This window comes from Curtobacterium sp. PhB170 (assembly GCF_003752345.1).
In the GTDB taxonomy this organism is placed as follows: Bacteria; Actinomycetota; Actinomycetes; order Actinomycetales; family Microbacteriaceae; genus Curtobacterium.
Genome location: NZ_RJUM01000009.1, coordinates 319,151 through 340,891 on the forward strand (window position 1 = coordinate 319,151; position 21,741 = coordinate 340,891).

At 72.2% G+C, this 21,741-nt stretch carries 25 protein-coding genes and 1 riboswitch; of the genes, 9 read left to right on the plus strand and 16 right to left on the minus strand.

Annotated elements, in window-relative coordinates; all coding sequences use genetic code 11:
• Positions 1 to 5: 5 nt before the first annotated feature.
• The gene (locus EDF40_RS05650; protein ID WP_123292071.1) at positions 6 to 554 is read left to right on the plus strand and encodes a TetR/AcrR family transcriptional regulator; all 549 of its coding nucleotides are present in this window, start codon (positions 6 to 8) and stop codon (positions 552 to 554) included.
• A gap of 66 nt (positions 555 to 620) precedes the next feature.
• Positions 621 to 791 (plus strand): hypothetical protein, encoded by a 171-nt coding sequence (locus EDF40_RS19130; RefSeq protein WP_159574085.1) that lies wholly within the window; start codon positions 621 to 623, stop codon positions 789 to 791.
• An 84-nt stretch (positions 792 to 875) separates the two neighbouring features.
• Here EDF40_RS19130 and ribH read toward each other — a convergent pair whose 3' ends face one another.
• The 7 genes from ribH to EDF40_RS19135 all read right to left on the minus strand — a co-directional run bounded on the left by ribH (position 876) and on the right by EDF40_RS19135 (position 10,029).
• Entirely contained in the window at positions 876 to 1,355 is a 480-nt protein-coding gene (gene ribH / locus EDF40_RS05655; RefSeq protein ID WP_123338824.1) for a 6,7-dimethyl-8-ribityllumazine synthase, read from the minus strand.
• Positions 1,352 to 2,032 carry a 3,4-dihydroxy-2-butanone-4-phosphate synthase gene (ribB, locus tag EDF40_RS05660; protein ID WP_123338823.1) on the minus strand — a complete coding sequence of 227 codons (681 nt, stop codon included), beginning with the start codon at positions 2,030 to 2,032 and terminating at the stop codon, positions 1,352 to 1,354. Before ribB ends, ribH begins: the two co-directional genes overlap by 4 nt.
• A complete protein-coding gene (locus EDF40_RS05665) occupies positions 2,032 to 2,703 on the minus strand; it encodes a riboflavin synthase (RefSeq protein WP_123338822.1) in 672 nt (223 codons plus the stop codon). Before EDF40_RS05665 ends, ribB begins: the two co-directional genes overlap by 1 nt.
• A 90-nt stretch (positions 2,704 to 2,793) precedes the next feature.
• Positions 2,794 to 2,928, minus strand: a riboswitch (FMN riboswitch).
• Between the two features lie 167 nt (positions 2,929 to 3,095).
• Positions 3,096 to 5,519, minus strand: coding sequence for a bifunctional lysylphosphatidylglycerol flippase/synthetase MprF (locus EDF40_RS05670; RefSeq protein WP_123338821.1), 2,424 nt, complete (start codon positions 5,517 to 5,519; stop codon positions 3,096 to 3,098).
• On the minus strand, positions 5,516 to 6,856 hold the full coding sequence (locus tag EDF40_RS05675) for an esterase family protein (protein WP_260212535.1): 1,341 nt from the start codon (positions 6,854 to 6,856) through the stop codon (positions 5,516 to 5,518). The genes EDF40_RS05670 and EDF40_RS05675 overlap by 4 nt, the downstream gene beginning before the upstream one ends.
• A 163-nt stretch (positions 6,857 to 7,019) precedes the next feature.
• Positions 7,020 to 8,609 (minus strand): hypothetical protein, encoded by a 1,590-nt coding sequence (locus EDF40_RS05680; protein ID WP_185002802.1) that lies wholly within the window; start codon positions 8,607 to 8,609, stop codon positions 7,020 to 7,022.
• A gap of 88 nt (positions 8,610 to 8,697) precedes the next feature.
• On the minus strand, positions 8,698 to 10,029 hold the full coding sequence (locus EDF40_RS19135; RefSeq protein ID WP_185002804.1) for a hypothetical protein: 1,332 nt from the start codon (positions 10,027 to 10,029) through the stop codon (positions 8,698 to 8,700).
• 111 nt (positions 10,030 to 10,140) lie between these two features.
• Here EDF40_RS19135 and EDF40_RS05695 point away from each other — a divergent pair, with 111 nt between their 5' ends.
• Entirely contained in the window at positions 10,141 to 10,572 is a 432-nt protein-coding gene (locus EDF40_RS05695; protein ID WP_111084314.1) for a GNAT family N-acetyltransferase, read from the plus strand.
• 13 nt (positions 10,573 to 10,585) lie between these two features.
• Here the strand turns inward: EDF40_RS05695 and EDF40_RS05700 are convergent, their stop codons facing one another.
• Together EDF40_RS05700 and EDF40_RS19140 are read right to left on the minus strand one after the other, a co-directional pair.
• Complete coding sequence (locus EDF40_RS05700; RefSeq protein ID WP_123292064.1) at positions 10,586 to 11,113, minus strand: Lrp/AsnC family transcriptional regulator; 528 nt, start codon at positions 11,111 to 11,113, stop codon at positions 10,586 to 10,588.
• Positions 11,114 to 11,122: 9 nt separating this feature from the next.
• Positions 11,123 to 11,689, minus strand: a complete 567-nt coding sequence (locus tag EDF40_RS19140; RefSeq protein ID WP_123338818.1) for a TetR/AcrR family transcriptional regulator — start codon at positions 11,687 to 11,689, stop codon at positions 11,123 to 11,125.
• Between the two features lie 112 nt (positions 11,690 to 11,801).
• Here EDF40_RS19140 and EDF40_RS05710 point away from each other — a divergent pair, with 112 nt between their 5' ends.
• The gene (locus EDF40_RS05710; protein ID WP_123338817.1) at positions 11,802 to 13,277 is read left to right on the plus strand and encodes an MFS transporter; all 1,476 of its coding nucleotides are present in this window, start codon (positions 11,802 to 11,804) and stop codon (positions 13,275 to 13,277) included.
• Positions 13,278 to 13,474: 197 nt separating this feature from the next.
• The gene (locus EDF40_RS05715; RefSeq protein WP_123338816.1) at positions 13,475 to 13,915 is read left to right on the plus strand and encodes a phage holin family protein; all 441 of its coding nucleotides are present in this window, start codon (positions 13,475 to 13,477) and stop codon (positions 13,913 to 13,915) included.
• A 20-nt stretch (positions 13,916 to 13,935) separates the two neighbouring features.
• On the opposite strand, the gene EDF40_RS05720 is transcribed toward EDF40_RS05715, so the two are convergent.
• Both EDF40_RS05720 and EDF40_RS05725 read right to left on the minus strand, forming a co-directional pair.
• Complete coding sequence (locus EDF40_RS05720) at positions 13,936 to 14,442, minus strand: hypothetical protein (RefSeq protein ID WP_123338815.1); 507 nt, start codon at positions 14,440 to 14,442, stop codon at positions 13,936 to 13,938.
• 39 nt (positions 14,443 to 14,481) lie between these two features.
• The gene (locus EDF40_RS05725) at positions 14,482 to 14,871 is read right to left on the minus strand and encodes a DUF5997 family protein (protein WP_123292059.1); all 390 of its coding nucleotides are present in this window, start codon (positions 14,869 to 14,871) and stop codon (positions 14,482 to 14,484) included.
• Positions 14,872 to 14,904: 33 nt separating this feature from the next.
• On the opposite strand from EDF40_RS05725, the gene EDF40_RS05730 reads away from it, so the two are divergent.
• Complete coding sequence (locus tag EDF40_RS05730; protein WP_185002807.1) at positions 14,905 to 15,732, plus strand: LysR family transcriptional regulator substrate-binding protein; 828 nt, start codon at positions 14,905 to 14,907, stop codon at positions 15,730 to 15,732.
• Positions 15,729 to 16,199 (plus strand): GNAT family N-acetyltransferase, encoded by a 471-nt coding sequence (locus tag EDF40_RS05735; RefSeq protein ID WP_123338813.1) that lies wholly within the window; start codon positions 15,729 to 15,731, stop codon positions 16,197 to 16,199. The genes EDF40_RS05730 and EDF40_RS05735 overlap by 4 nt, the downstream gene beginning before the upstream one ends.
• 50 nt (positions 16,200 to 16,249) lie before the next feature.
• On the opposite strand, the gene EDF40_RS05740 is transcribed toward EDF40_RS05735, so the two are convergent.
• The 3 genes from EDF40_RS05740 to EDF40_RS05750 are packed head-to-tail and all read right to left on the minus strand — an operon-like array spanning position 16,250 to position 18,169.
• Positions 16,250 to 17,062, minus strand: coding sequence for a DJ-1/PfpI family protein (locus EDF40_RS05740; RefSeq protein WP_123338812.1), 813 nt, complete (start codon positions 17,060 to 17,062; stop codon positions 16,250 to 16,252).
• Positions 17,063 to 17,097: 35 nt separating this feature from the next.
• Positions 17,098 to 17,715 (minus strand): DNA-3-methyladenine glycosylase I, encoded by a 618-nt coding sequence (locus EDF40_RS05745; protein ID WP_123338811.1) that lies wholly within the window; start codon positions 17,713 to 17,715, stop codon positions 17,098 to 17,100.
• A 37-nt stretch (positions 17,716 to 17,752) separates the two neighbouring features.
• A complete protein-coding gene (locus EDF40_RS05750; protein ID WP_123338810.1) occupies positions 17,753 to 18,169 on the minus strand; it encodes a VOC family protein in 417 nt (138 codons plus the stop codon).
• A 231-nt stretch (positions 18,170 to 18,400) separates the two neighbouring features.
• Between EDF40_RS05750 and EDF40_RS05755 the strand changes: the two genes are divergently transcribed.
• Positions 18,401 to 18,796, plus strand: a complete 396-nt coding sequence (locus EDF40_RS05755; protein WP_148053789.1) for a hypothetical protein — start codon at positions 18,401 to 18,403, stop codon at positions 18,794 to 18,796.
• 271 nt (positions 18,797 to 19,067) lie between these two features.
• Here EDF40_RS05755 and EDF40_RS05760 read toward each other — a convergent pair whose 3' ends face one another.
• A complete protein-coding gene (locus EDF40_RS05760) occupies positions 19,068 to 19,403 on the minus strand; it encodes a hypothetical protein (protein ID WP_111084327.1) in 336 nt (111 codons plus the stop codon).
• A 22-nt stretch (positions 19,404 to 19,425) separates the two neighbouring features.
• The gene (locus tag EDF40_RS05765) at positions 19,426 to 21,096 is read right to left on the minus strand and encodes a sodium:solute symporter family protein (RefSeq protein WP_123338808.1); all 1,671 of its coding nucleotides are present in this window, start codon (positions 21,094 to 21,096) and stop codon (positions 19,426 to 19,428) included.
• 142 nt (positions 21,097 to 21,238) lie between these two features.
• Between EDF40_RS05765 and aroQ the strand changes: the two genes are divergently transcribed.
• Entirely contained in the window at positions 21,239 to 21,682 is a 444-nt protein-coding gene (gene aroQ, locus EDF40_RS05770) for a type II 3-dehydroquinate dehydratase (RefSeq protein WP_123292051.1), read from the plus strand.
• The last annotated feature ends 59 nt before the right edge of the window (positions 21,683 to 21,741 follow it).

A 21,741-nucleotide genomic window follows, 5' to 3' on the forward strand; every position in this document is an offset into this window, starting at 1 on the left:
TGCCCATGGCCAGTGCCCGCGACCGCGTCCTCGACAGCTTCGTCGCCATCGTGTGCGAAGACGGCGAACGTCCCGCGACGCTCGACGCCGTCGCCGCCCGCGCCGGTGTCTCCAAGGGCGGGCTGCTGTACCACTTCGGCTCCAAGGCGGCCCTGGTCGAGGGGCTGTGCGAGCGACTCTCCGACCTGTCCGCGATCGACGTCGAGCGCATGGCCGAGGCCGAGGACGGTGCCGCCCGCTACTTCGTCCGCAACTGCCTGTTCGTCGGCAGCGAGCTCGACCTCGCACTCCTCGCCGCGAGCCGCCTGCAGCAGGCCGGCTACGAAGAAGCGGGCCGGACCCTCGACGACACCGAGAACGCCTGGCTCGTGACCCTCGTCGACGCCCTCCACGACGAGCCCACCGCCCAGGCGGTCAAACTCCTCGGCGACGGCCTGTACCACCAGGCCTCCCTCGGTGCCGCGAGCGACGGTCGACCGAAGCGCAGCACCGTCGACATGGAGGCGCTCCTCGCCGTCGTGGACCGGCTGATCGCGACGAAGCCCGGCGCGTGAACGACCATCCCCGTTCCTGGGGATAGACTTGGCGACGTTCCACTCGTCGACACCCGGAGGTATCCCGTGGGCCGCGTCATCGCCGCTGTTTTCTCGATCCTGCTGCTGCTGGTGTCGATGTACCTGTTCGGGTTCGCGTTCCAGGTCGACTCGGGCCAGGCGTTCATCTTCATGGGTGGCCTCATCCTGATGACCCTCTCCTTCTTCCTGCCGATCCACGTGTTCGGCAAGCGGTAACCACTCCGCCACGCAGAACGGCCCCGCACCTCTCGAGGTGCGGGGCCGTTCTGCGTGCGGGCGCCGTGTCGGGAACCAACCGCGCTACGCGAGCACGCGCAACGAGCGCAGCATCACCGCGGTCGCGACCGCGGCGTGCACGGCCTCGGCGCCCTTGTCCTCCTTCGAGCCGGGCAGCCCGGCCCGGTCGATGCCCTGCTGCTCGTCGTCCAGGGTGAGCACGCCGAACCCGACGGGCTTGCCGGTGTCGATCGCCACGCGGGTGAGCCCACTCGTGGCGGCGTCGGACACGTACTCGAAGTGCGGGGTGCCGCCGCGGATGATCACGCCGAGCGCGACCGCGGCGTCGAACCCGGCCTCGAGGGCGGTCTTCGCGACGACGGGCAGCTCGAAGCTCCCCGGGACCGGGAACACCGACGCGGTGGCGCCGAGCCGTTCGACCTCGCGCTGCGCCCCGGCGAGGAGACCCGCCGCGATCGTGTCGTGCCACTGCCCGGCGACGATGGCCACCCGGATCCCGGTGCCGTCGACGTGGTCGCGGTCCGCCGCGCCTGCTCCGCTCATCGTGCTGTTCCTTCCGTGGACAGGGCAGCTGCTGCCGCCGTCCGGTCTGCCGCGTCCAGCCACTCGACGAGCGCGGCGATGGTGATGACGGGCACGCCCTCGCGCGCCCCGAGTGCGACGAGCGCCGGCAGCCGCATCATGCTGCCGTCCTCGTCGACGATCTCGCAGATCGCCGCGGCGGGCCGGAGCCCGGCTGCGGTGACGAGCTCGATCGCGGCTTCGGTGTGCCCCGCACGCTCGCGGACCCCGCCCGGTCGTGCCCGCAGGGGGACGACGTGGCCGGGGCGGTGCAGGTCGTCGCGCACGGAGGTCGGGTCGGCGAGGACCCGCAGCGTGCGCGCTCGGTCGTGGGCGCTGATGCCCGTGGTGACCCCGACGGCTGCGTCGACGGTGACGGTGTACGCGGTGCCACGGACGTCCTCGTTGTGCTGGACCATCGGCGGCAGGTCGAGGGCGTCGGCGATCTCGGTGCTGACGGGCGCGCAGATGAACCCTGACGAGTGCGCCACGGTCCAGGCGATCCACTCCGGCGTCGCGAGCTCGGCGGACAGGATGACGTCACCCTCGTTCTCGCGGTCCTCGTCGTCGACGACGATCACCGGGCGGCCGGTCGCGATCGACGCGATCGCGGCCTCGATGCTCGACGAGCCGAGGGTCTGCGGGACCGCGGCGACCATCACCGGGCCTCCGATCCGACGGTCTCGAGCGGTCCGACGGTCTCGAGCGAGCCGACGGCGGCGTCGAGCCGCAGCATCCGGCGCACGTGCCGCGCGAGCACGTCGGTCTCGACGTTCACCCGGTCGCCCGGCACGCGCAGGCCGAGGGTCGTGGCCTCGAGCGTCTCCGGGATGAGGCTGACCTCGAACCAGGCGGCGTCCGGCGCGGTGTCCTCGGGTGAGACGGCGCTGACGGTGAGCGAGACGCCGTCGAGCGCGATCGATCCCTTGTCGACGACGAGCGGGCTGAGCGCCGGCGCGAGCGAGAACCGCACCCGGCGCCAGCCGTCGCCGTCCGCGGTCTCGAGCACGGCGGCGGTGCCGTCGATGTGGCCCTGCACGATGTGGCCGCCGAGGCGGTCGCCGACCGACGCCGCGCGCTCGAGGTTCAGGCGGTCGCCCACCCGCAACGCTCCGTGCGCGCTCATGTCGAGCGTCTGCTTCATGACGAAGGCGGTGAAGGAGTCGGGAGTCTGCTCGACGACGGTCAGGCAGACGCCGCTGGTGGCGATGGAGTCGCCGTGGCTGGCGTCCGCGACCACGATCGGCCCGCGGACGGTGAGCGCGACGGAGTCGCCGTGCTGCTCGACGGCGGTGACGGTGCCGAGTTCCTCGATGATGCCGGTGAACACTGGTGTCCTCTCAACGGGACTCCGGGGGTGTTCGACGATCGTCGGCATCGACGGACGGGTCGTCCCACGCAGGGTGGGTCGTCTCGTCCGCCAGCGCGCCTCCCATCCGGACTCTCACCGTCGGTCCCGGAGTTTCACCGAGTCAACCTCTGCCGGGTTCGCACCCGTCATCAGTTCGTGGACTGTCACCACCGGTTCGGAATTACACCGACCCCGGAGCGCTTGCGTAGTCGGAACGATACCCCAGACCGGTGACGGACGCGTCGGGCCGGCGCGGGGCACGTAACGGGGCGACGCGGCGCACGACCGGGAGGCCCGTGGCGGGCCCGCACCGCGCCTCCCGTCCGCCGCCCGGTCGCGTCCACCGCACCGGCCCCGCCGACCATGACGGGTCAGCCGCGTCCGCGCGCGAGCGCGACCGCCTGCCGCAGCGACAGGTCCGGCAGGTACGCCCGGACGACCGCGAGGCCGATCGACGGCAGCGCGACCGGGTCGGGGTAGGCGAGGACGAGCGGGTGCAGCTCCGGGCCGAACTTCTGCTTGAACCGGAGCAGCGAGCGGAACCCGTAGACCGGTTCGAGGACGCCCCCGACGAGGTCCAGCAGGCTCTGCACGCCATCGCTCGGCGCAGCGTTCTCACCCGCCTGTGCGAGCGGCGCCGCCGACAGGCTGAGCCGCTCGACACCGTCCTCGCGCATCCGCTCCGCGGCGCTGGCGACGAGGAACTCCATCACGCCGTTCGGGGCGGCACCGGTCCGGCGCATGACGTCGAGCGTCCACCCGACGACGCGGCCCGCGCGGTGGCTGGGGAGCCAGCTGGTGACGGCGAGCACCGTGCCCGCGGCGTCCTGCGCGACGAGGACGCGGACCGCCGGGTCGCGCATCTCGTCGACGCCGCCGAGCGTGAAGCCCATCTCCGGCAGGTCCCGCTCGGACACCCACTCCTCGGAGATCGCCTCGATCTGCCGCGTGGTCGAGCCCGGCAGCTCCTGCCAGGACGACCAGGTGGCCGTCGTGCCGTCGCGCTTCGCCTTGTTCACCGCCGTCCGGACGTCCTGCTTGCGCTTGCCGCTCGTCGTCCAGACCCTCGGGTCGAGGTCCGCGTCCTCGGCGACCGGCAGCGTGCTCCACCCCTGGGCGGTGAGGGTGTCGGCGGTGTCCGTGCCGATGCCGTAGAAGACGGCCGTCCAGCCCACGTCGTCGCACCACCGCGCGAACGCCGTCATGGCGTCGGCGCGGGCGTCCGGCCAGCCGAACGGACCGCCGACCGTCACCGCGACCCGGCCGTTCCGGCGGAAGGCGACACCGGCACGGCCGTCCGCGGCGAACCAGTACGCGTTGCCCTGCCAGGTCGTCATCCACCCGAACGCGTCACCGCCGCCGGCCTCGAGGAGCGCCCTGGCGCGTTCACGGTCGCCGTGGGTCCGGTCACCGTCCGCATCGGGCTCGACCGCCCCCGTCGGCCGGACGGCTGCGAAGGCGATGACGAACCAGAGCAGCGGACCGGCCAGACCGATCACGACGCGCAGCATCGGGTGCAGCGACGGGAGCCGGTCCCAGAACGTCACCGGCGCGATCGGACCGAGCGCGGCCACGGCCAGGCGCAGGGGGTCCTCGACGTGCTGCGGCGACGAGGCGGCCGTGACCAGGACCGCGGTCACGACGACGCCCGCGGCGGCGAGGACCGTCACCGCGAAGGTGACGACCCGTCGGCGTGACGGCAACACGGTGAACGACCGTCGGAGCAGCACGAGCACCACGGCGGTCGCGAGCGGGACGACGATCGACGCGGCGATGGACACGTCGACGACGAACCGGTCCTCCGGCCCGCGCAGTTGCTCGATCCGTCCCGGCACCGCGCCGTACGTGACTGCCGCAGCGACCGCCGTGACGACGTCGACCACGACCACGAGCCACACAGCGAACCGGCTGCCGCGGAACAGGCCGAGGCCGCCGACGACGAGCACGAGGAGCGGTGCGGCAGCGAGGACGAGGCTCCACGGGTCGGTCGCGCGGTACGCGAGCAGCGCGCGGAGGCACTCCCCCGCGACCCCGTCGGCGCGGCACCCGTGCACCGGCGTGACCGGACCGGCGCCCACCACCGCCGCGATCGGAGCGAGGATGCCGACCCGTGCGCGCGAGACCAGCGCGATGACGGGGCCGACGGCGGACACCAGCACGACGGTGCCGAGCAGCACCCGGGTCTCGCGGTGGGAGCTCCGTACCCAGCCGCTGCGCTTCGGCGTCCGACGGAGCAGTTCGCCGAGCAGCCAGCCGGCACCGGCGGCCAGCACGGCGTAGAGGTCCGAGGCGTGTCCGGCGTACAGCAGCAGCGCAGCCACCACGGCGAGCGCGTTCACCCGGATCCGGCGTCGCCACAGGGGTCCGGCGAAGGCGCTCGCGGTGACGATCGTCCCGACGATCGCGGTCCACGGGTCGAAGCTCGTCGCACGACCGAGCAGCAAGGACCCGACGTCGCGCCCGTCGGAGTCGACGAAGGCGCTGAGCGCGCCGATCCCGGTGCCGACCGTCGTCGTCACCACGAACGCGAGGACGGTCCGCCACGACCCCATCAGCCGTTCGGCCGCACCGACGAGGACCACCACCCCGGCCAGCGTGACGAGCAGGGCGACGACCCCGGTCGACACCGCGAACACCCGGAACGGGCCGTACGACACCGGTCCGCCGCCGTGCAGCACGCGGAGGACGACCGCGGCGGCCGAGGTGGCGAGCACGAGGACGACGATCGCGGTCGTCACCGGGTGGCGACGGACCGCCCGCAGTGGTCCGCGCCAGCCCCACCCGGTGCGGGTCACAGGGCGCCCGTCGTCGCGGGGAGCCCGAGGTGTGCGATGACCGTCGGCAGACCGTGTGCCAGGACGTACCGCACGGTGTTCCAGTCGTGCGCGGAGCCCGGCGACACCACGAGCGGCGCCTGCATCCCGACGCGTTCGGCGACCGCTCGGAGGGCATCGGTGGACGCCCGGTACGGAGCGTCGTCCTGGCCGAACCCGAAGACCGTCAGGTGGTCGCCGTACCGGCCGTGCGCGGTCATGATCGCGCTCGGCGACGCTGCGCGGTACGCGGCGGCCGACCCGCCGAAGCCCAGGGCGATCGTGTTCTGGACCGTGCCGTTCCGCGGTCCGGCCTCGCTCGAGATCGCCAGCGCGGACCCGAAGACGTCCGGGTGCGCGGTCGAGAACTGCATCGCGCACGTCGCCCCCTGGGAGAACCCGACGATCCCCCACGCGCTCGGCGCCGTCGCGACCGGCAGGTGCTCCCGGATCCACCGCACCGTGTCGGTCATCACGTACGTCGCGCTCCGGCCGAGGCGCCGGGAGTCGACGCACATCGGGTTGCGCTCAGGAGCACCGAGCTGGTCCGGGGAGACGACGATCGGGGCGAGACCGTGGTGGGCGTCGGCATAGCGCTCAAGGTACCGGCCGAGGTCACCGGTCTGGAACATGTCCGCCGGCTGCCCGGGCTGGCCGGAGAGCGCCACGAGGACGGGCAGGGTCGGCGGGTGGGCGACCCGGGCGGCCGGCGGCAGCCACACCACGGCCTTCCGGGCGCGGAAGTGCGACACCGTGCCGGGGATCCGGACGCTCAGGGTCTCGCCCTCGCGCGGCATGCGCGCCGGAGCCCGCCAGCGCGCGGCGTCGATGACCGCCCCGTCGTGCGCACCGTGCTGCTGGACGGCGAGGGACCGCGTCGCGTACGGGTTCGTCGCGACCGCCTGCTCGAGGTCCTTGTAGAAGCCGAAGTCCACGTTCACCCCGAGACCGGCCGACAGCGCGACCGCGGCGGCCGCACCGACGGCGACCACCCGCAGCGTCCAGCCGCCCTGCACGAGGACGACGAGCAGCAGGGCGACCGCGGCGAACGCGAAGGCGATCCACATCCGGGTGACCGGGGTGAACGCGACCCCGAACAGGTCCTGGACGTCGCCCGTCCACCAGACCGCGACGAGCCCGGCCCCCGCGCCGACGAGCAACGCCGCGAGCCGGATGAGCACGGCCCGGACGGGGTGCGCACGGGTGCGTCGGAGCACGGGGGCCGTGACGACCCAGGCGGTGAGCAGCACCGCGAGGACGTCCACGGGGACGAGGACGTCGCGGCTGGTGACGGGGAGGCGCAGCAGGTCGTGGAACACGGTCTCATCGTGGCGTCACCCCGCTGCTGGCCAGCCGTCGAGGCGCTTCGGCTGCGCACAGGTTCGCCACCGTCCGGTCACAGCGGCCTGGCGGGATCCTCCCAGCCGCGGGCAGGGGGACGAGGGGCACCGCAGGTGCGGTGCCCCTCGAGCCCCGTTCGTGTCAGTGCCGCGTGCGCAGCACCAGGGTCCCCGCTCCGGCGACGAGCAGCAGGAGCGCGAGCCCGAGGGGGACGACCGGCGAGGTCACTCCCGTGTAGGCGAGCTCGGTCGCACCGTCGCCGCTGGCGACCGTGTCCGCCGCCGTCTGCGCGACGGCCGGGATCCCGCTGGTCGCGGCGACCGCGGTGGTCACCGCACCCGTCGCGGAGGCCCGGGTCGGTCCGTCCGAGCCGGTGGCGCCGGCCGGGGTGGTCACGACGCCGGGGGTGGTGCCGTTCCCGGCGTCCGTGCCGTCACCGGGGATCGTGCCCGAGTCCGTCCCGTCACCGGGCGTCGTGCCCGGGTCGGTTCCGGGGTCCGTGCCGGGGTCGGTGCCCGGGTCCGTGCCGGGGTCAGTGCCCGGGTCCGTGCCGGGGTCGGTGCCCGGGTCCGTGCCGTCGCCGGGCGTGGTGCCGGTGCCCGGGGCGGTGGCGGTGCCGTCACCGAGGACGCCGATGCCGTTCCCACCGATCGTGATCGGCAGGCTGATCACCGGGACCACCTGGGTGCCGGAGAGCAGACCGTCGTCGCCGGAGGTCGAGCCTCCGGTCGACGGGGTCGTGCTGCCCGGGGTGGTGCTGGTGCCCGGGGTGGTGGCGGTGCCGTCGCCGACGACGCCGATGCCGTTCCCACCGATCGTGATCGGGACCGCGACCACCGGGGACACCTGGGTGCCCGAGGCAGTCCCGTTCGACCCGTCCGTCGTGCCACCGGCAGCCGGAGCCGGACCGGCAGCCGTGCCGGTCCCCGCAGCGGGCGTCGTGCCCGCCGAGGTGCCGTCACCGAGCAGCCCGATGCCGTTGCCGCCGATCGTGACCGGGACGTCGACCAGTCCGCCGACCTGCGTGCCCGAGAGCAGCCCGTCGTCGCCGGACGTGCTCGGCGCGGTCGTGGCCGGTGCGGTCGTGGCCGGAGCGGCCGGTGCCGGCGTCGCCGCCGGGCTGGACACGGCAGCGGCGCCGTCCCCGAGGACTGCGATGCCGTTGCCGGACACCGTCACCGGGACCGACACGACCGGGGCGACCTGGGTCCCCGAGACCGTGCCGTCCTGCCCCGAGGTGACCGGTGTGGGAGCGGCGGGAGCGGCCGGTTGCGCCGGGGCGGGTGCCGCCGGGGCCGGAGCAGCAGCCGGGGTCGACACCGCGTCGCCACCGACGGCGACGGCGTTGCCACCGACGGAGACCGGGGCGGTCACGGCCGGCGCCACCTGGGTGCCGGAGGCCGCGCCGTCGGCGCCCGAGGTCGTCGGCGCCGCGGCAGGAGCTGGAGCAGGCGCTGGAGCCGGAGCCGGAGCCGGCGCGGGCGCCGGAACGGCCGCTGGGGGTGCAGGAGCCGCGGCGGGCGCGGTCACCGACGACACCGCGTCGCCGAGCACCCCGAGGGCGTTGCCGGTGAGGGACACCGGAGCGTCCACCGAGGGAACCACCTGGGTTCCGGACACGGCGCCGTCCGCCCCGGAGGTCGTGGCAGCGTTCGCCGCTGCCGCCCCTCCGAGCGTGAGGCCGCCGACGAAGAGGGCGAACCAGAGCCCTCTCGAGACGTACTTGTTCATGGTCGTACTCCCTGATCGAGATCGTTGGCCGACCGCGGTCGCGGTCGGTGTGTGTGCGTGCCTGCCGTGGCGGCCAGGCGCACCGATCTCAGTCAGGGGCGACGTCGTGCTCGCCGACGAAGGATGCGGGCACCGCGTCGTCGGAGAGCGTGCCGCGAGACCCCGCGGCGAGGGAGACGATGTCGTCGGTCGAGCCGACGATGCCGACGGCTGCGGCGCCGCCGGGAGTCGAGGTGGCACTGCCGCCGAGGACGCCCGCGCCGCCCGGGCCGTCGGACGGCGCGTGGCCGTCGCCCGGCTCGGGCACCAGCAGGGCGGCGCCGCCCAGGGTCGCGTCCTGCACGGCACCAGCGAGGGGGCCGGCGAGCGGGCCGGTCACGAGGGTGGACGGCGCGGTCACGGCCGACCGGCGCTCGGCGTCCGGGGCAGACGTCACGCCCACGCCCGTCGACGTGGTCGCGGACGGGGTCGTCGCCGGGGCGGCAGCCTGCGGCGGTCGCGCGGACGGGACAGCCGAGCCGGGCACGCCGGACGGGGTGGTGCCGACGACGACCGGAGGCGCGGTGACGTCGATGACGGGATCCGTGCCTCCTGGCAGGACGCCACCGACCGACGGGACCACGCCCGCGACGACGTCGGGGACCTGTCCGACGATCGTGCCGACACCGCCGAGGGTGTCGTCGACCAGGCCGGTGACGGGAGCGGTGACCGTGCCGAGGGTGTCGTCACCGACGACGGGGCCGACCACCGGGACGTTGCCGACCACGTGGTCGAGCGTGTCGACGACCGTGGTCACGGGTCGCGCGTCGGTGACCGTCCGCACGGTCCCGGTGACGGGACGCAGCACCGTCGCGACGGTGTCGGTGACGGGCCGGGAGGCGGTGCCCACGTGCTCGACGACGCCCTGCACCGGGTGCGTGGCCGACTCGGCCGCCGGGGCGGTCGTGGCCGGCACCGCGGGCGCGGTCGCCGGAGCGGCGGGGGTCGGAGCTGCGGGAGCCGGCGCTGCTGGGGCGGGGGCGACGGGAGCCGGCGCAGGCACGGGCGCTGTCGGGGGTGCCGGGGGTGCCGTGGCCGGCTTCGAGGGTGCCGGTGCTGGCGCGGGTGCCGGTGCCGGTGCTGGTGCCGGTGCTGGCTTCGGAACTGACGCGACCGCCTTGCGGACGGGGTCCACGACGCCGCCGACGACCTGTCCGACACCGCCGGACACGTCGTGCACGGTCTCGCCGAGCCCGTCGACCACACCGCTGACGAGCCCGCGCTGCTGCGTCTGGGCGGGCGGAGTGGACGCTGCCTCGGCAGCCGAGGCCGGACCGGCCCCGAACGCCAGGGACAGCAGCACGAGGGCAGCGAGGGTCCCGACGCCCAGCAGGGCGATCCGGAACACCGCGAGCCAGGGTGCGCGCGACGTCGTGTCCATGCGCTCACCTCCTGAACTCGGCTGCGCACGTAGAGTGGTTGACCGGCAATGTACGCCGGTCCGTTCCGGAACGCACCCCGTTCTGGAAGAAATTCTCAGGAAAGGCCGTCCGTGGTCTCGATCTTCTCCGCCCCGACCCGCAACCTGGACATCGTCACGCTGCACGAGATCCTCCGCCTGCGACAGGACGTCTTCGTCGTCGAGCAGGGGGCCGCCTACGGCGACATCGACGGGCGTGACCTCGAGCCCGGCACGGTGCAGTTCTGGGCAGGCCAGGGCTCGGTGGACGCCACGCTCCGGCTCCTGCGCGAACCCGACGGCACCGAACGCATCGGCCGGGTCGTCACGGCGGCGCACGCCCGCGGGCAGGGCCTGTCGGGGCAGCTGATCGAGGCCGCGATCGCCGAGTCCCGCTCCGCGAGCATCGCCCTCGGCGCCCAGTCGCACCTCGAGCAGTGGTACGCCCGCTTCGGGTTCGTGCGCTCCGGGGACGAGTACCTCGAGGACCGGATCCCGCACGTCCCGATGACCCGCCAGCGCTGAGCGAACCGGCGCGTCAGGCGCGCCAGCGGCGGAGCTCGTCGAACGAGCGGCCCTGCGTGGACCGGTCGGCGACGAGCCGCTCGAACACGATGTTCGTCTGGGTCGTCGCCACCGACGGGTCGCCGCTGAGCTCGTCGGCGACGAAGTCCCGCAGCTGCTCGGTCGACTCGCACGCGATGTGCACGAGGAAGTCCTTGTCGCCGGCCAGGAACGAGACGTCCTGCACGACGGGCACTCGCAGCAGTCGCTTCGCGAAGTCCCGGAGTTCGTGGCGGGCGGCGGCGTGGACCCGGACGGAGACCATCGCCTCGATCGAGAACCCGAGTCGCGCGATGTCGACCTCGGCCCGGTAGCCGCGGATCACCCCCGCGTCCTCGAGGGCCCGGACCCGGGTCAGGCACGTCGACGGCGCGATGCCCACCGCGGCGGCGAGCCGGTTGTTCGGGATCCGGGCGTCGCCGGCCAGGGTCCAGAGGATGCGCTCGTCGACCTCGTCGAGGCGCGGGGCGGGGTCGGGACGGCGAGCTGGTCGGTCGGACACGGCTCGACGCTACCGCGACGGTGCGAGCAGGGCGCGGAGCGCGTCGTCGAGTGCCCCGGCCACGACGTCGTCGTCGGCCGACGCGAGCGGCTCCACCGCAGTGGACCGCCGGAGCATCGTCATCCCGAGCACCACCGACAGCGCGATCTCGGCCCGGACGAGCAGTTCCTCGGTGACCTCTCCGCCGACGGCCGTGGCGAGCCGTTCCGCGTACCGGCGCAGCGTCTCGCGGCGGATGGCGTCGGCACCGTCGTCGCCGGAGGACCGGAGCAGCAGCATGAGCTGGAGGGAGTCGTCGTCGGTCGGCGCGCGGACCACGTGTGACACCAGGCCGGCCAGCGCGCGCTCGAGGCCGCGCTCGACGGGCTGCTCGACCCCGAGGTCCTGCACCACCCGGTCGAGGCAGGCGCGGAACAGCCCCTCCTTCGACCCGAAGTAGCGGTTGATCAGCGCGACGTTGACCCCGGCGTCGGCGGCGATGTCCCGCACCGTCGTCGCCTTGTACCCGTCGAACGCGAACCGGTGCCGCGCCGCCCGCACGAGCAGCAGTCGGGTGGCGGCGGCGTCCTTGCTCATGGTCGAAGCGTACCGGCCGGACCCGGGATGTAAGCAAGTGTTGACATCACGTGAGAACTGCGTACCCTCGTCAAGTCAGCAATTGTTTACATCACCCGAGACACGGAGCACGATGACCGACACCATGCAGAGCCCCCGCACGGGCTCGCACCCCACCACCGCCGGACACCGGCCGAACAGCACGGCGATCATCGTCTACCTGTCCCTCGGCGGGCTGTCGTTCGCGGTCCTGCAGTCGCTCGTCGCCCCGGCGCTGTCGACCATCGGACAGGACCTCGGCGCCTCGACGAGCGCGACGAGCTGGGTGCTCACCGCCTACCTGCTCTCCGCGTCGGTGCTCACGCCGATCCTCGGGCGTCTCGGCGACATGATCGGCAAGCGCAAGGTCCTGATCGTCGTGCTGTCGATCCTGCTCGTCGGCGCCGTGCTCGCCGCGCTGGCACCGAACCTCGGCGTCCTCATCGTCGGCCGTGCACTGCAGGGCGCCGCCGGCGCGGTGATGCCGCTGTCGATCGGCATCGTCCGCGACGAGCTGCCGAAGGAGAAGGTCAGCGTCACGATCGGTCTGCTCTCCGCGATCTTCGGCATCGGCGCCGGCGTCGGCATCGTCGCTGCCGGCCCGATCGTCGAGCACCTGTCGTGGCACTGGCTGTTCTGGCTGCCCGCCGTGCTCGTCGTCATCGCCCTGCTCGGCGCGATCTTCGGCATGCCGGAGTCGCCGGTCCGCAAGCCCGGCCGCCTCGACATGGTCGGCACGTTCGTCCTCGCCGTCTCGCTCGTCTCGATCCTGCTGGCCGTCAGCGAGGGCGAGACCTGGGGCTGGGGTGACGGCAAGACCATCGGCCTGCTGGTCCTCGGCGCCGTGGCACTGGTCGCGTTCGTCCTGGTCGAGCTCCGCGTCGCCGAACCGCTCATCGACGTCCGCCTGTTCGCCGTCCGCGGCGTCTGGACGGCCCACGTCGTCGCGCTCGTCTTCGGCTTCGCGATGTTCGGCACCTTCGTGCTCGTGCCCACCTTGCTGCAGCTGCCGAGCGCCCTCGGCTACGGCTTCGGCAAGGACGTCACCCAGGCCGGTCTCTTCCTGCTGCCGACCGTCCTGATGATGATCGTCGCCGGGCCGATCGCCGGCATCCTCGTGCGCAAGGTCGGTCCGAAGCCGCCCATGCTGCTCGGCGGGATCGCCATCGTCGCCGCGTTCCTGCTGCCCGCGATCGCGCACGGCGAGCTCTGGCAGGTCGTCGTCTCCGGCATCCTGACCGGCATCGGCATCGGCCTGGCCCTCGCCGCGTGCTCGAACGCCATCATCGAGAGCGTCCCCGCGAACCAGACCGGCGAGGCCATCAGCGCCAACACCGTCGTCCGCACGATCGGCTCGAGCGTCGGCACCGCGGTCATCGCGGCCCTCATCACCTCGCACAGCACCCCGCGGGGCCTGCCGACCGACGACGCCTTCACCATCGGGTTCTGGGCGTGCACCGGCGTGGCGGTCCTCGCCGTCCTCGCCGCGCTCGCGGCCCCGTCGATGCGCGCGCGCCGCGCAGCGGCAGCGGCCCGTGGCATCGACGACCTCGAGGAGATCGCCGAGTAGGGCCCTCGGCCCGACCACCCCGGGAGGCCCGTCCTGCGTCGTCGACGCGGGGCGGGCCTCCCGGCAGTCGCGCCCACCGCCACCGGCGGCTCCGCAAGCTGGGAAGCGACCGAGCACGCCGCCAACGACGTGACGATCATCGGACCGGACGCGTCAGAGCAGGTGGACGCGATCACCGCGCCCCGGACAGGAGACCCATGAGCACCACGGACCACGACGACACCACGACGAGCAGCAAGCCGTCCTTCCGCGACACCGTCACCGCCGGTCTGGTGCAGAAGGCGCTGGAACCCGTGCTGCGCGCCGTCCGTGACGAGGTGGCCTCGGCTCGGCGGGAGATCAGCGAGCGGGCGAACGGCGCGAAGACCGGGCTGGTGCTCACCGGCGCCGCGGCGGCCTTCGCACTGACCACGCTCGTGCTGCTGGCCGGACTCGTGGTGGCACTCCTGGCCCTGGCGCTGCCGGTCTGGGCCGCGACGGGGATCACGTTCGCCGTGTTCGCCGTCGTCACCGCCGTCCTGTTCGTGGTCGGACTCCGAGGCATCCGACGGGGCGTGCCGCCGGTGCCGAAGGACACCATCCGCGCAGCGAAGGACCGTGTCACGCACACGGGCGACTCGTCGGCCACGACCGACTGAGCACCGACGGCGCTCGAGCGCTACATCGCGAGGGTCATGCCGACGACGGCGACCGTCATCGCGAAGACCTCGCCGCTGCGCACGACCCGGCGGTCGTCCTGCGCCCACTCGTACCGCAGCAGCCACCCGCTGAACGCGCAGTAGCCGATCACGCCAGCACCGAGCACCGCGGACAACGCGATGCCGTGTCCCGCGTGCCCATCGGCGACGCCGGTCGCGTGGCCCATCAGGAGCATGCCGGCCATCACGACCGCCGACAGCGCGCGGTGCACGTCCATCGGCTCGGCGCGGCGGCCGTCGGCACGGCGTCGGCGCATCACCGGCAGCGGAGCGAGCAGCAGCAGGAGCGTCGCCGCGAAGAGCGTCCACACCGCGCCCGCGTGCACGACGGGCATGAGCATCGCGACGAGCATCACCGCGGCCGGCACGATCACGCCGGGGCGCGGTCGGTAGCGGTCCCCGACGATGCAGCACACCGACGCGAACTGCGGCACGACGAGCATGGCGTCGGCGACGGTCTCGTGCACGGCGGGTCCTCAGCTGCGCCCGGCGCGGTGCCGGGCGGGTCAGTCCTCGGCGCGGGCAGCGGCCTTGGCGGCGCGCTCCTGCTTCACACGGGCGTTCTCGACGTGCACTGCCGCCTGCGTCTCGCGCTCGCGGACGAGCCACTCGGGCTTCTGCTCGAGCAGCGTCTTGATCTCCGCCGTGGTGAGCGCGTCGTCGATCCCCGCACGGGTCAGCCCCGAGATCGAGATGCCGAGCTTCTGCGCCACGACGGGTCGCGGGTGCGGGCCGTCGCGTCGGAGGTCCTCGAGCCACGTCGGGGGTTCGGTCCGGAGCTCGTCGAAGGCGGTCCGTGTGACGGGAGCGCCCTGGAAGGACTCCGGAGCGGCCGCCAGCAAGATGCCGAGCTTCTTCGCAGCCGTTTCGGGCTTCATGGTCTGTTCCTGCGCCATGCCCCCCAGGGTACGGCCCCTATGCTCGTCTGCATGACCGCGGCACTCACCATCGCATTCGTGCCCGGGGTCTCCCCGGCCAAGTGGGCCCGTGTCTGGCGGGATCGACACCCCTCGATCGAGCTGCGGCTGCGGCCGATCGGGTCTGACGACGTCGACGACACGCTCGCCGGCGAGGTCGACATGGTCTTCGCACGCATGCCCGTCTCCGAGCAGCACAACGCCATCCCGCTCTGGACCGAGACGGCCGTGGTCGCGATGCCGAAGGACTCCCCCCTCGCCGACCTGGCCGAGGTGGACCTCGAGGACGCCGAGGTGCACGTCGTCGACGCCGGTCCGGTGCCGGCCGACATCGCCGCCGCGCTCGACCTGGTCGAGGCGAACGTCGGCGTGGTCGTGCTCCCCCAGTCGCTCTTCCGCGCGGCGAGCCGCAAGGACCTCGTCGCGCGCCCGCTCTTCGGCGCGACCGGCACGCAGATCGCGCTGGTCTGGCGAGACGAGGACGCCACCGAGACGACCGAGGAGTTCATCGGCGTGGTGCGCGGACGCACCGCCAACAGTTCGCGGAACCAGCCGACCGGCACCGATCGCGACGTCGAAGAGGCCATGCGTGCGGCAGGCGGCGGTTCCAAGGCCGGTGGCGGCTCCGACGGTTCCGGCAAGAGCGGCTCGGGCAAGAGCGGCTCGGGCAAGGGCGGGTCGGGCAAGGCCGGCGCCGGCGCCGGCGGCAAGGCAAAGGCGAAGTCGCCCGGCAGCGGCAAGTCCGGCAGCGGCAAGAAGTCCAACACCGGCAAGGTCCCCACCCCCGGCCGCGGGAAGATGCGCGGCAAGCCGAGCCGGGGTTCGAAGGGCAACCGATGACGGACACGCGCCTGCAGGAGATGCCGGCCACGCGCCTCCCGGCCTGGCTCGACCGGACCATGGCCGAGTACGTGGCGTCACGGATGCAGGCGGGTGAGACCCGCGAACAGGCCGAGGCGAACAAGCAGAAGTCGCTCGACCAGTGGTTCCCGGGCGGGGCCCCGGCCGACGGACACCTGGTGTGGGACGTCCTCGACCAGGACGACACCACGGTCGGGTACCTCTGGATCGGCCCGTTCGCTCCGGGCGGGACCGACTGGTGGGTGTTCGACGTCGAGATCGACGAACCGCACCGTCGTCGCGGACACGCCCGACGTGCACTCGAGCTCGGCCACCAGGCCGCAGCGGAGCACGGCGCGACGAGCATCGGGCTCAACGTGTTCGGCTACAACACCGGCGCGCAGGACCTGTACGCCTCGCTCGGGTACGAGGTCACCGCGACGCAGATGCAGAAGCCGCTGGTCTGAGGGCTCTGCCGCTTCGTCACGGCAGGTGCTTCGTCAGGGCAGCTGTGTCGTCACGGCAGGACGGCAGCTGCTGCGCGGGTGACGCGGTCCCCGCGAGCCGCCTCGGCCGCAGCCCGTGCGCGGGCGACCACGACGGCGTCGGCGCGCTCGGCGGAGCCCGCGTCGAACGGCGGCTGCGGGTCGTACTCGATCTGCAGCTGGATCGCCTCGGCCGCTGCCCGCCCCGCGAGCTCGGCCGCCAGCCACAGCGCCATGTCGATGCCCGCACTGACGCCGGCCGCCGTGACGATCGCACCGTCGTCGACGATCCGCTCGTCGACCGGTTGCGCCCCGAACGCCTCGAGCATCGGCTTCGACGCCCAGTGGGTCGTCGCCCGTTTGCCGGCGAGGAGCCCCGCGGCACCGAGGACGAACGCCCCCGTGCAGACCGAGGTCACCCAGGTGGCGCGCTCGGCCTCGCGCCGGACGAACCCGATGAGCTCGGGGTCGAGCATCGCATCGAAGGCACCGTCGCCACCGGGGACCACGAGGACGTCCGCCGGACCAGCGTCGGCGATGGTCGTCGTCGGGACCAGCGCGAACCCGCAGTCGGTCGGCACCGGGTCGAGCGTCGCCGCCACGTACTCGACGCGCGCGCCGGGCACCCGGGAGAGCACCTGCGCCGGACCGGTGAAGTCGAGCTGCGTCAGGTCCGGGAAGAGCAGGAAGGCGATCCGGACCTCGGCGGGATCGTGGCCCGGCTCCGTCGCCGAATCCCCGGCCTCGTCCGGCGTGGGAGCGGGCACGTCGACGGGCACGGCGACGACGTCGGCGTCGACCGGGTGGACGGGACGCACGCGCGGGTTCGGCTGGTCGGTGCTCATGCCGCGACCCTAGCCCGGTGCGGTCGGCATCCTGGTCAGTTCCAGACGCCCGAGGTCCCGCGCCGGTGGCTGCCGAGCAGGTGCGTGTCGACGATGCCGAGCGCCTCCATCAGGGCGTGCATCGTGGTCGGACCGACGAACGCGAAGCCGCGCTTCCGCAGTGCCTTCGACAGTGCGACCGACTCGTCGGAGGTCGTCGGGACCTGCGCGTACGACTCGGGCTCGGGCGTCGTCGCCGGACGGAACGACCAGACGAAGTCGGACAGCCCGCCGTCCTGCCGCAATGCGACCGTCGCGTTCGCGTTGGTGATGGTCGCGAGGATCTTCGCCCGGTTCCGGACGATGCCGGCGTCGGCCATCAGCCGAGCGACGTCGTCCTCGCCGAAGCCCGCGACGGTGTCGGGGTCGAAGTCCGCGAACGCCGCACGGAACGCCGGACGCTTCGCCAGGATCGTGCGCCAGGACAGGCCGGACTGGAACGCCTCGAGTGACAGCCGCTCGAACACGCCGCGCTCGTCCCGCACGGGCATGCCCCACTCGGTGTCGTAGTAGTCGCGGAGCAGCTCATCCGTCGATGCCCACACCGGCCGGGCGAGTCCGTCCTCGCCGGTCACCAGGTCGGAGTGGGGCGCTGCGGCAGGCTCGGTGTTCACGCCCCCATCCTGGCGCGCTCCGCCGACAGTGCGACGTTCACTCGGCCGGCGGGCCGTCCTGGGCGGCCTGCGGGTCCATCCACACGTACTCCCACCGGTGGCCGTCCGGGTCGGTGAAGCTCCGCTGGAACATGAAGCCGAGGTCCATCGGCGCGCGGTCCTCACTCCCGCCGGCCGCGACGGCGGCGTCGACGATGCGGTGCACCTCGTCCTTCGACCCGGCGGTGAGCGAGTTGATCACCTCGACGGTGCCGGCGTCGGCGATCGTCTTGTCGGTGAAGTCGGCGAACTTCGCGTGGGTGAGCGCCATGACGTAGATCGTGTCGCTGATGACGATGCACGCAGCGGTGTCGTCGCTGAACATCGGGTTGATCGAGTAGCCGAGGGCTTCGTAGAACGCCTTCGAACGGTCGAGGTCGGTGACGGGCAGGTTGATGAAGACCATCGTGTCCATGGGGAGGTTCCTTTCGTCACGCTCAACCTGGCCCGTGGCGCGGCGATGCGCAACCGTTCCGTCGCGGTACGAACTGATACGCAATATGCTGGTTCGATGCGCGCGTACGTCGACGAATCGGAGCCGGGCGGCGGACGCGACCACACGACGTACGTGATCTCGGCGGTCATCGTCGCGCCGAGTGCACGGCCCGATGCGCGTTGCGCTGTCGACGCCGTGCGACCAGCGCGCATGCGGAAGCTCCACTGGTACGAAGCCCTCGCGACACAACGGCTTTCGTGGCTCGAGCTCCTCCTGTGCGCCGTCGAGGTCCTCATCATCCGGTACGACGGCGTGCCAGCGCGGCCCGAGCGACGCCGCCGGCGGTGCCTCGAGCGACTCGTGTTCGAACTCGACGAGCGAGGTGTGCGGCATCTCGTCTTCGAGTCCCGCGGGCCGCACGCAGACCGCAACGACCGTCGCCTGCTCGATGCGATCCGTGACCGAGGACTCGGCCGCGGTCTCCGGCACGAGCACCTCCGGGGACCCGACGAGCCGCTCTTGGCGCTCGCAGACATCGCCTGCGGAGCGCACTCTGCCGGAGCTCTGACAGGCGCGTCGGCAACGACAGAGATCGTTGTCCAGTGACTGGCGACAGTCCCGAACAGCGCAAATCCCCGGGCCCCGCGCTGGCTGCAGGTCTTCCGGGGATCACTTCCGACCGAGAACACCCGATCGACATATCAATACTAGGGCCGTCACGGGCCGACCGTCAACTGGCGCCGGACCAAGGACGGTCGGAGGCAGGCGACCGTTTCGTACCGTGCCGCACGGGTGGCGCAGACCCGGAACGACGACGTCGCTGTCGTGCGACAGCGACGTCGTCGTTCCGAGTCGGCTCAGTGGCGCGCGACCGAGGTCAGGCGGACGCGCGGCCCTCGCCGGCGGCCTTCTGGTCGGCCTCGGCCTCGGCCTGGCCGATGATGTCCTCGGCCGGCACCGGGTTCAGGCGGTCCCAGAGGAAGAACAGCAGGCCGCCGACGAGCATCGACAGTCCGACCCACAGGTTGATGTGGATGCCGCCGGTCTTCTCGGGGTCGGTGTCCCAGTGGACGATGCCGACGATCGTCACGATGACGCCGTAGAGCACGAACAGGCCGCCGAGGATGCGGCGCAGGTCGAGACGACGGGTCGAGCGGACGAGGGCGGCCTTCTGCTCCTCGGTCAGCGCGCCGGGGGTGGTGGTGTCACTCATGGTCGGTGATCTCCTTCGCGGATCAGAGGAACGGCAGGTACAGGACGACGCACAGGATCAGTGCGACGGTGCCGAGCAGTGCGGGCGAGCGGTACCAGGCGGTGTCGGTCGCGACGGAGTCGCCGTGCAGGTCGATCTTGCCGATGCCGTAGACCAGACCGCCGAGCTCCTTCTCGTCCTTGGGCGTGGTGAACATCGAGACGATGAACCCGACGATCAGGACGGTCACGAACGAGATGATCGCGCCGTACAGGGTCTCGGCGGTCGCGGTGGCGAACAGGTCGGGATTCACGAGGTACGCGATCCAGGTGATCGTCGGCGTGACGATACCGAGCACGTAGCCCCAGAGCGCACCCTGCGTGGTCATCCGCTTCCAGAGCAGACCGAGGATGAAGACGGCGAACAGTGGCGCGTTGAAGAACGAGAACAGCGTCTGCATGTACGTCATGATGTTCGACGCCTGGGCCGCGATGAACGCGGTCGCGATGCCGACCAGGACGCCGACGACGGTGACCCAGCGACCGGTCTTCAGGTAGTGGATGTCGGGCATGTTCGGCTTGATGTAGCGCTGCCAGATGTCGTACGTGAAGACGGTGTTGAACGACGAGACGTTGGCCGCCATGCCGGCCATGAAGGACGCGAGCAGGCCGGTCACCGCGACGCCGAGGACACCGGTCGGCAGGTACATCTGGATGAGCTTCGGGATCGCGTCGTTGTAGGTGAGCGAGCCGTCGGCGAACTGGTTGCCGACGACCGCCGCGGCGATGAGACCGGGGATCACGACGATGGCCGGGATGAACAGCTTCGGGATCGCGGCGATGAGCGGGGTCCGGCGCGCCGCGGACATGTTCTTCGCCGAGAACGCGCGCTGCACCTCGGTGAAGTTGGTGGTCCAGTACCCGAAGCCGAGGACGAAGCCCAGGCCGAGCACGATCGCGAGCCAGTTGGCGCCGATCGGGTTGGTCACATCGCCGAAGCCGGTGCCCGCCCAGGCCTGCAGGTGCTGCACGCCCTGGGTCTCGGTGATCGCCTTGCTGAGCCCGTCCCAGCCGCCGACGCGGTGCAGACCGACGATCGTCAGCGGGATGAGCCCGGCGATGATCACGAAGAACTGCATGACCTCGTTGTAGATCGCGCTGGAGAGCCCGCCGAGGGTGATGTAGACGAGCACGAAGCCGGCGGACACGACGATGGCCAGCCACTCCGGCCAGCCGAGCATCGCCTCGATGACGATGGCCATGGCGTAGAGGTTGATGCCTGCGATCAGCACGTTCGACACCGCGAACGCGATCGAGTTCACCAGGTGCGGGGCCTTGCCGAAGCGGCGGAGCATGAACTCCGGAACCGATCGGACCTTGGACCCGTAGTAGAAGGGCATCATCACGAGCCCGAGGAACACCATCGCCGGCACCGCGCCGACCAGGTAGTAGTGCAGGGTCGCCATGCCGATCTGGGCACCGTTGGCGGCCATGCCGAGGATCTCGGTCGCACCGAGGTTCGCGGACACGAAGGCCAGCCCCGTGATCCACGCCGGCATCGAGCGCCCGGACAGGAAGAAGTCCATGCTCGTCCGGACCTGTTTGCGGGCGGTGAACCCGATCCCGATGACGACCGCGAAGTACACGATGACCATCAGGTAGTCGACCCAGCCCAAGTCGAGCCGGATCCCTTCGTTCGCTGCAGCGAGAACCATTCAACATCTCCACGTCAGTGTGTTGCAGTCGACAACTCCGCCGACCCGGACGGAGACGTTACACCGAATTGTGACCGTTCACATAGCTGAGGCATGTGTCTGCCGGCGGCGGCCCGTGGCCCGCGATGGCTAGGCTCGCCCCATGACCGACCAGGCGCGCATCCTCGTCCTCAACGGACCGAACCTCGACATCCTCGGGCGGCGCGACCCGGAGCAGTACGGCACCGTGACGCTCGCCGAGCTCGAGGCGATCGTGCACACCGAGGCGGCCGTGCACGGGCTGGACGCGGACTTCCGCCAGACGAACCGCGAGGGTGAACTCGTCGAGTGGCTGCACGAGGCCCTCGACGACTTCGCCGCGGTGGTGATCAACCCCGCGGCCTACGCACACACCTCGGTCGCGTTGCACGACGCGGTCGAGGCGCTGTCCGTCCCCGTCGTCGAGGTGCACCTGTCGAACACGTGGAAGCGCGAGCCCTTCCGGCACGTCGACCACGTCGCCACCGCCGCGACCGCGGTCATCGCCGGCGCGGGCGCCGACGGCTACCGCCTGGCCGTCGCACACGTCGCGTCCCTCATCGCCTGACGCTCGTCACTCGGCACGGGCATCTCTCGCCCCGCCGAGGTTCCGAGATCTCGGAACCT

Excerpts from the sequence above, each read along its gene's own strand:
- EDF40_RS05650 (WP_123292071.1), top strand. The coding sequence starts at position 6 with ATGGCCAGTGCCCGCGACCGCGTCCTCGACAGCTTCGTCGCCATCGTG.
- ribH (WP_123338824.1), bottom strand. The coding sequence starts at position 1,355 with ATGAGCGGAGCAGGCGCGGCGGACCGCGACCACGTCGACGGCACCGGG.
- ribB (WP_123338823.1), bottom strand. The coding sequence starts at position 2,032 with ATGGTCGCCGCGGTCCCGCAGACCCTCGGCTCGTCGAGCATCGAGGCC.
- EDF40_RS05680 (WP_185002802.1), bottom strand. The coding sequence starts at position 8,609 with ATGAACAAGTACGTCTCGAGAGGGCTCTGGTTCGCCCTCTTCGTCGGC.
- EDF40_RS19135 (WP_185002804.1), bottom strand. The coding sequence starts at position 10,029 with ATGGACACGACGTCGCGCGCACCCTGGCTCGCGGTGTTCCGGATCGCC.
- EDF40_RS19140 (WP_123338818.1), bottom strand. The coding sequence starts at position 11,689 with ATGAGCAAGGACGCCGCCGCCACCCGACTGCTGCTCGTGCGGGCGGCG.
- EDF40_RS05710 (WP_123338817.1), top strand. The coding sequence starts at position 11,802 with ATGACCGACACCATGCAGAGCCCCCGCACGGGCTCGCACCCCACCACC.
- EDF40_RS05715 (WP_123338816.1), top strand. The coding sequence starts at position 13,475 with ATGAGCACCACGGACCACGACGACACCACGACGAGCAGCAAGCCGTCC.
- EDF40_RS05725 (WP_123292059.1), bottom strand. The coding sequence starts at position 14,871 with ATGGCGCAGGAACAGACCATGAAGCCCGAAACGGCTGCGAAGAAGCTC.
- EDF40_RS05730 (WP_185002807.1), top strand. The coding sequence starts at position 14,905 with ATGACCGCGGCACTCACCATCGCATTCGTGCCCGGGGTCTCCCCGGCC.
- EDF40_RS05735 (WP_123338813.1), top strand. The coding sequence starts at position 15,729 with ATGACGGACACGCGCCTGCAGGAGATGCCGGCCACGCGCCTCCCGGCC.
- EDF40_RS05740 (WP_123338812.1), bottom strand. The coding sequence starts at position 17,062 with ATGAGCACCGACCAGCCGAACCCGCGCGTGCGTCCCGTCCACCCGGTC.
- EDF40_RS05750 (WP_123338810.1), bottom strand. The coding sequence starts at position 18,169 with ATGGACACGATGGTCTTCATCAACCTGCCCGTCACCGACCTCGACCGT.
- EDF40_RS05755 (WP_148053789.1), top strand. The coding sequence starts at position 18,401 with ATGCGGAAGCTCCACTGGTACGAAGCCCTCGCGACACAACGGCTTTCG.
- EDF40_RS05760 (WP_111084327.1), bottom strand. The coding sequence starts at position 19,403 with ATGAGTGACACCACCACCCCCGGCGCGCTGACCGAGGAGCAGAAGGCC.
- EDF40_RS05765 (WP_123338808.1), bottom strand. The coding sequence starts at position 21,096 with ATGGTTCTCGCTGCAGCGAACGAAGGGATCCGGCTCGACTTGGGCTGG.
- aroQ (WP_123292051.1), top strand. The coding sequence starts at position 21,239 with ATGACCGACCAGGCGCGCATCCTCGTCCTCAACGGACCGAACCTCGAC.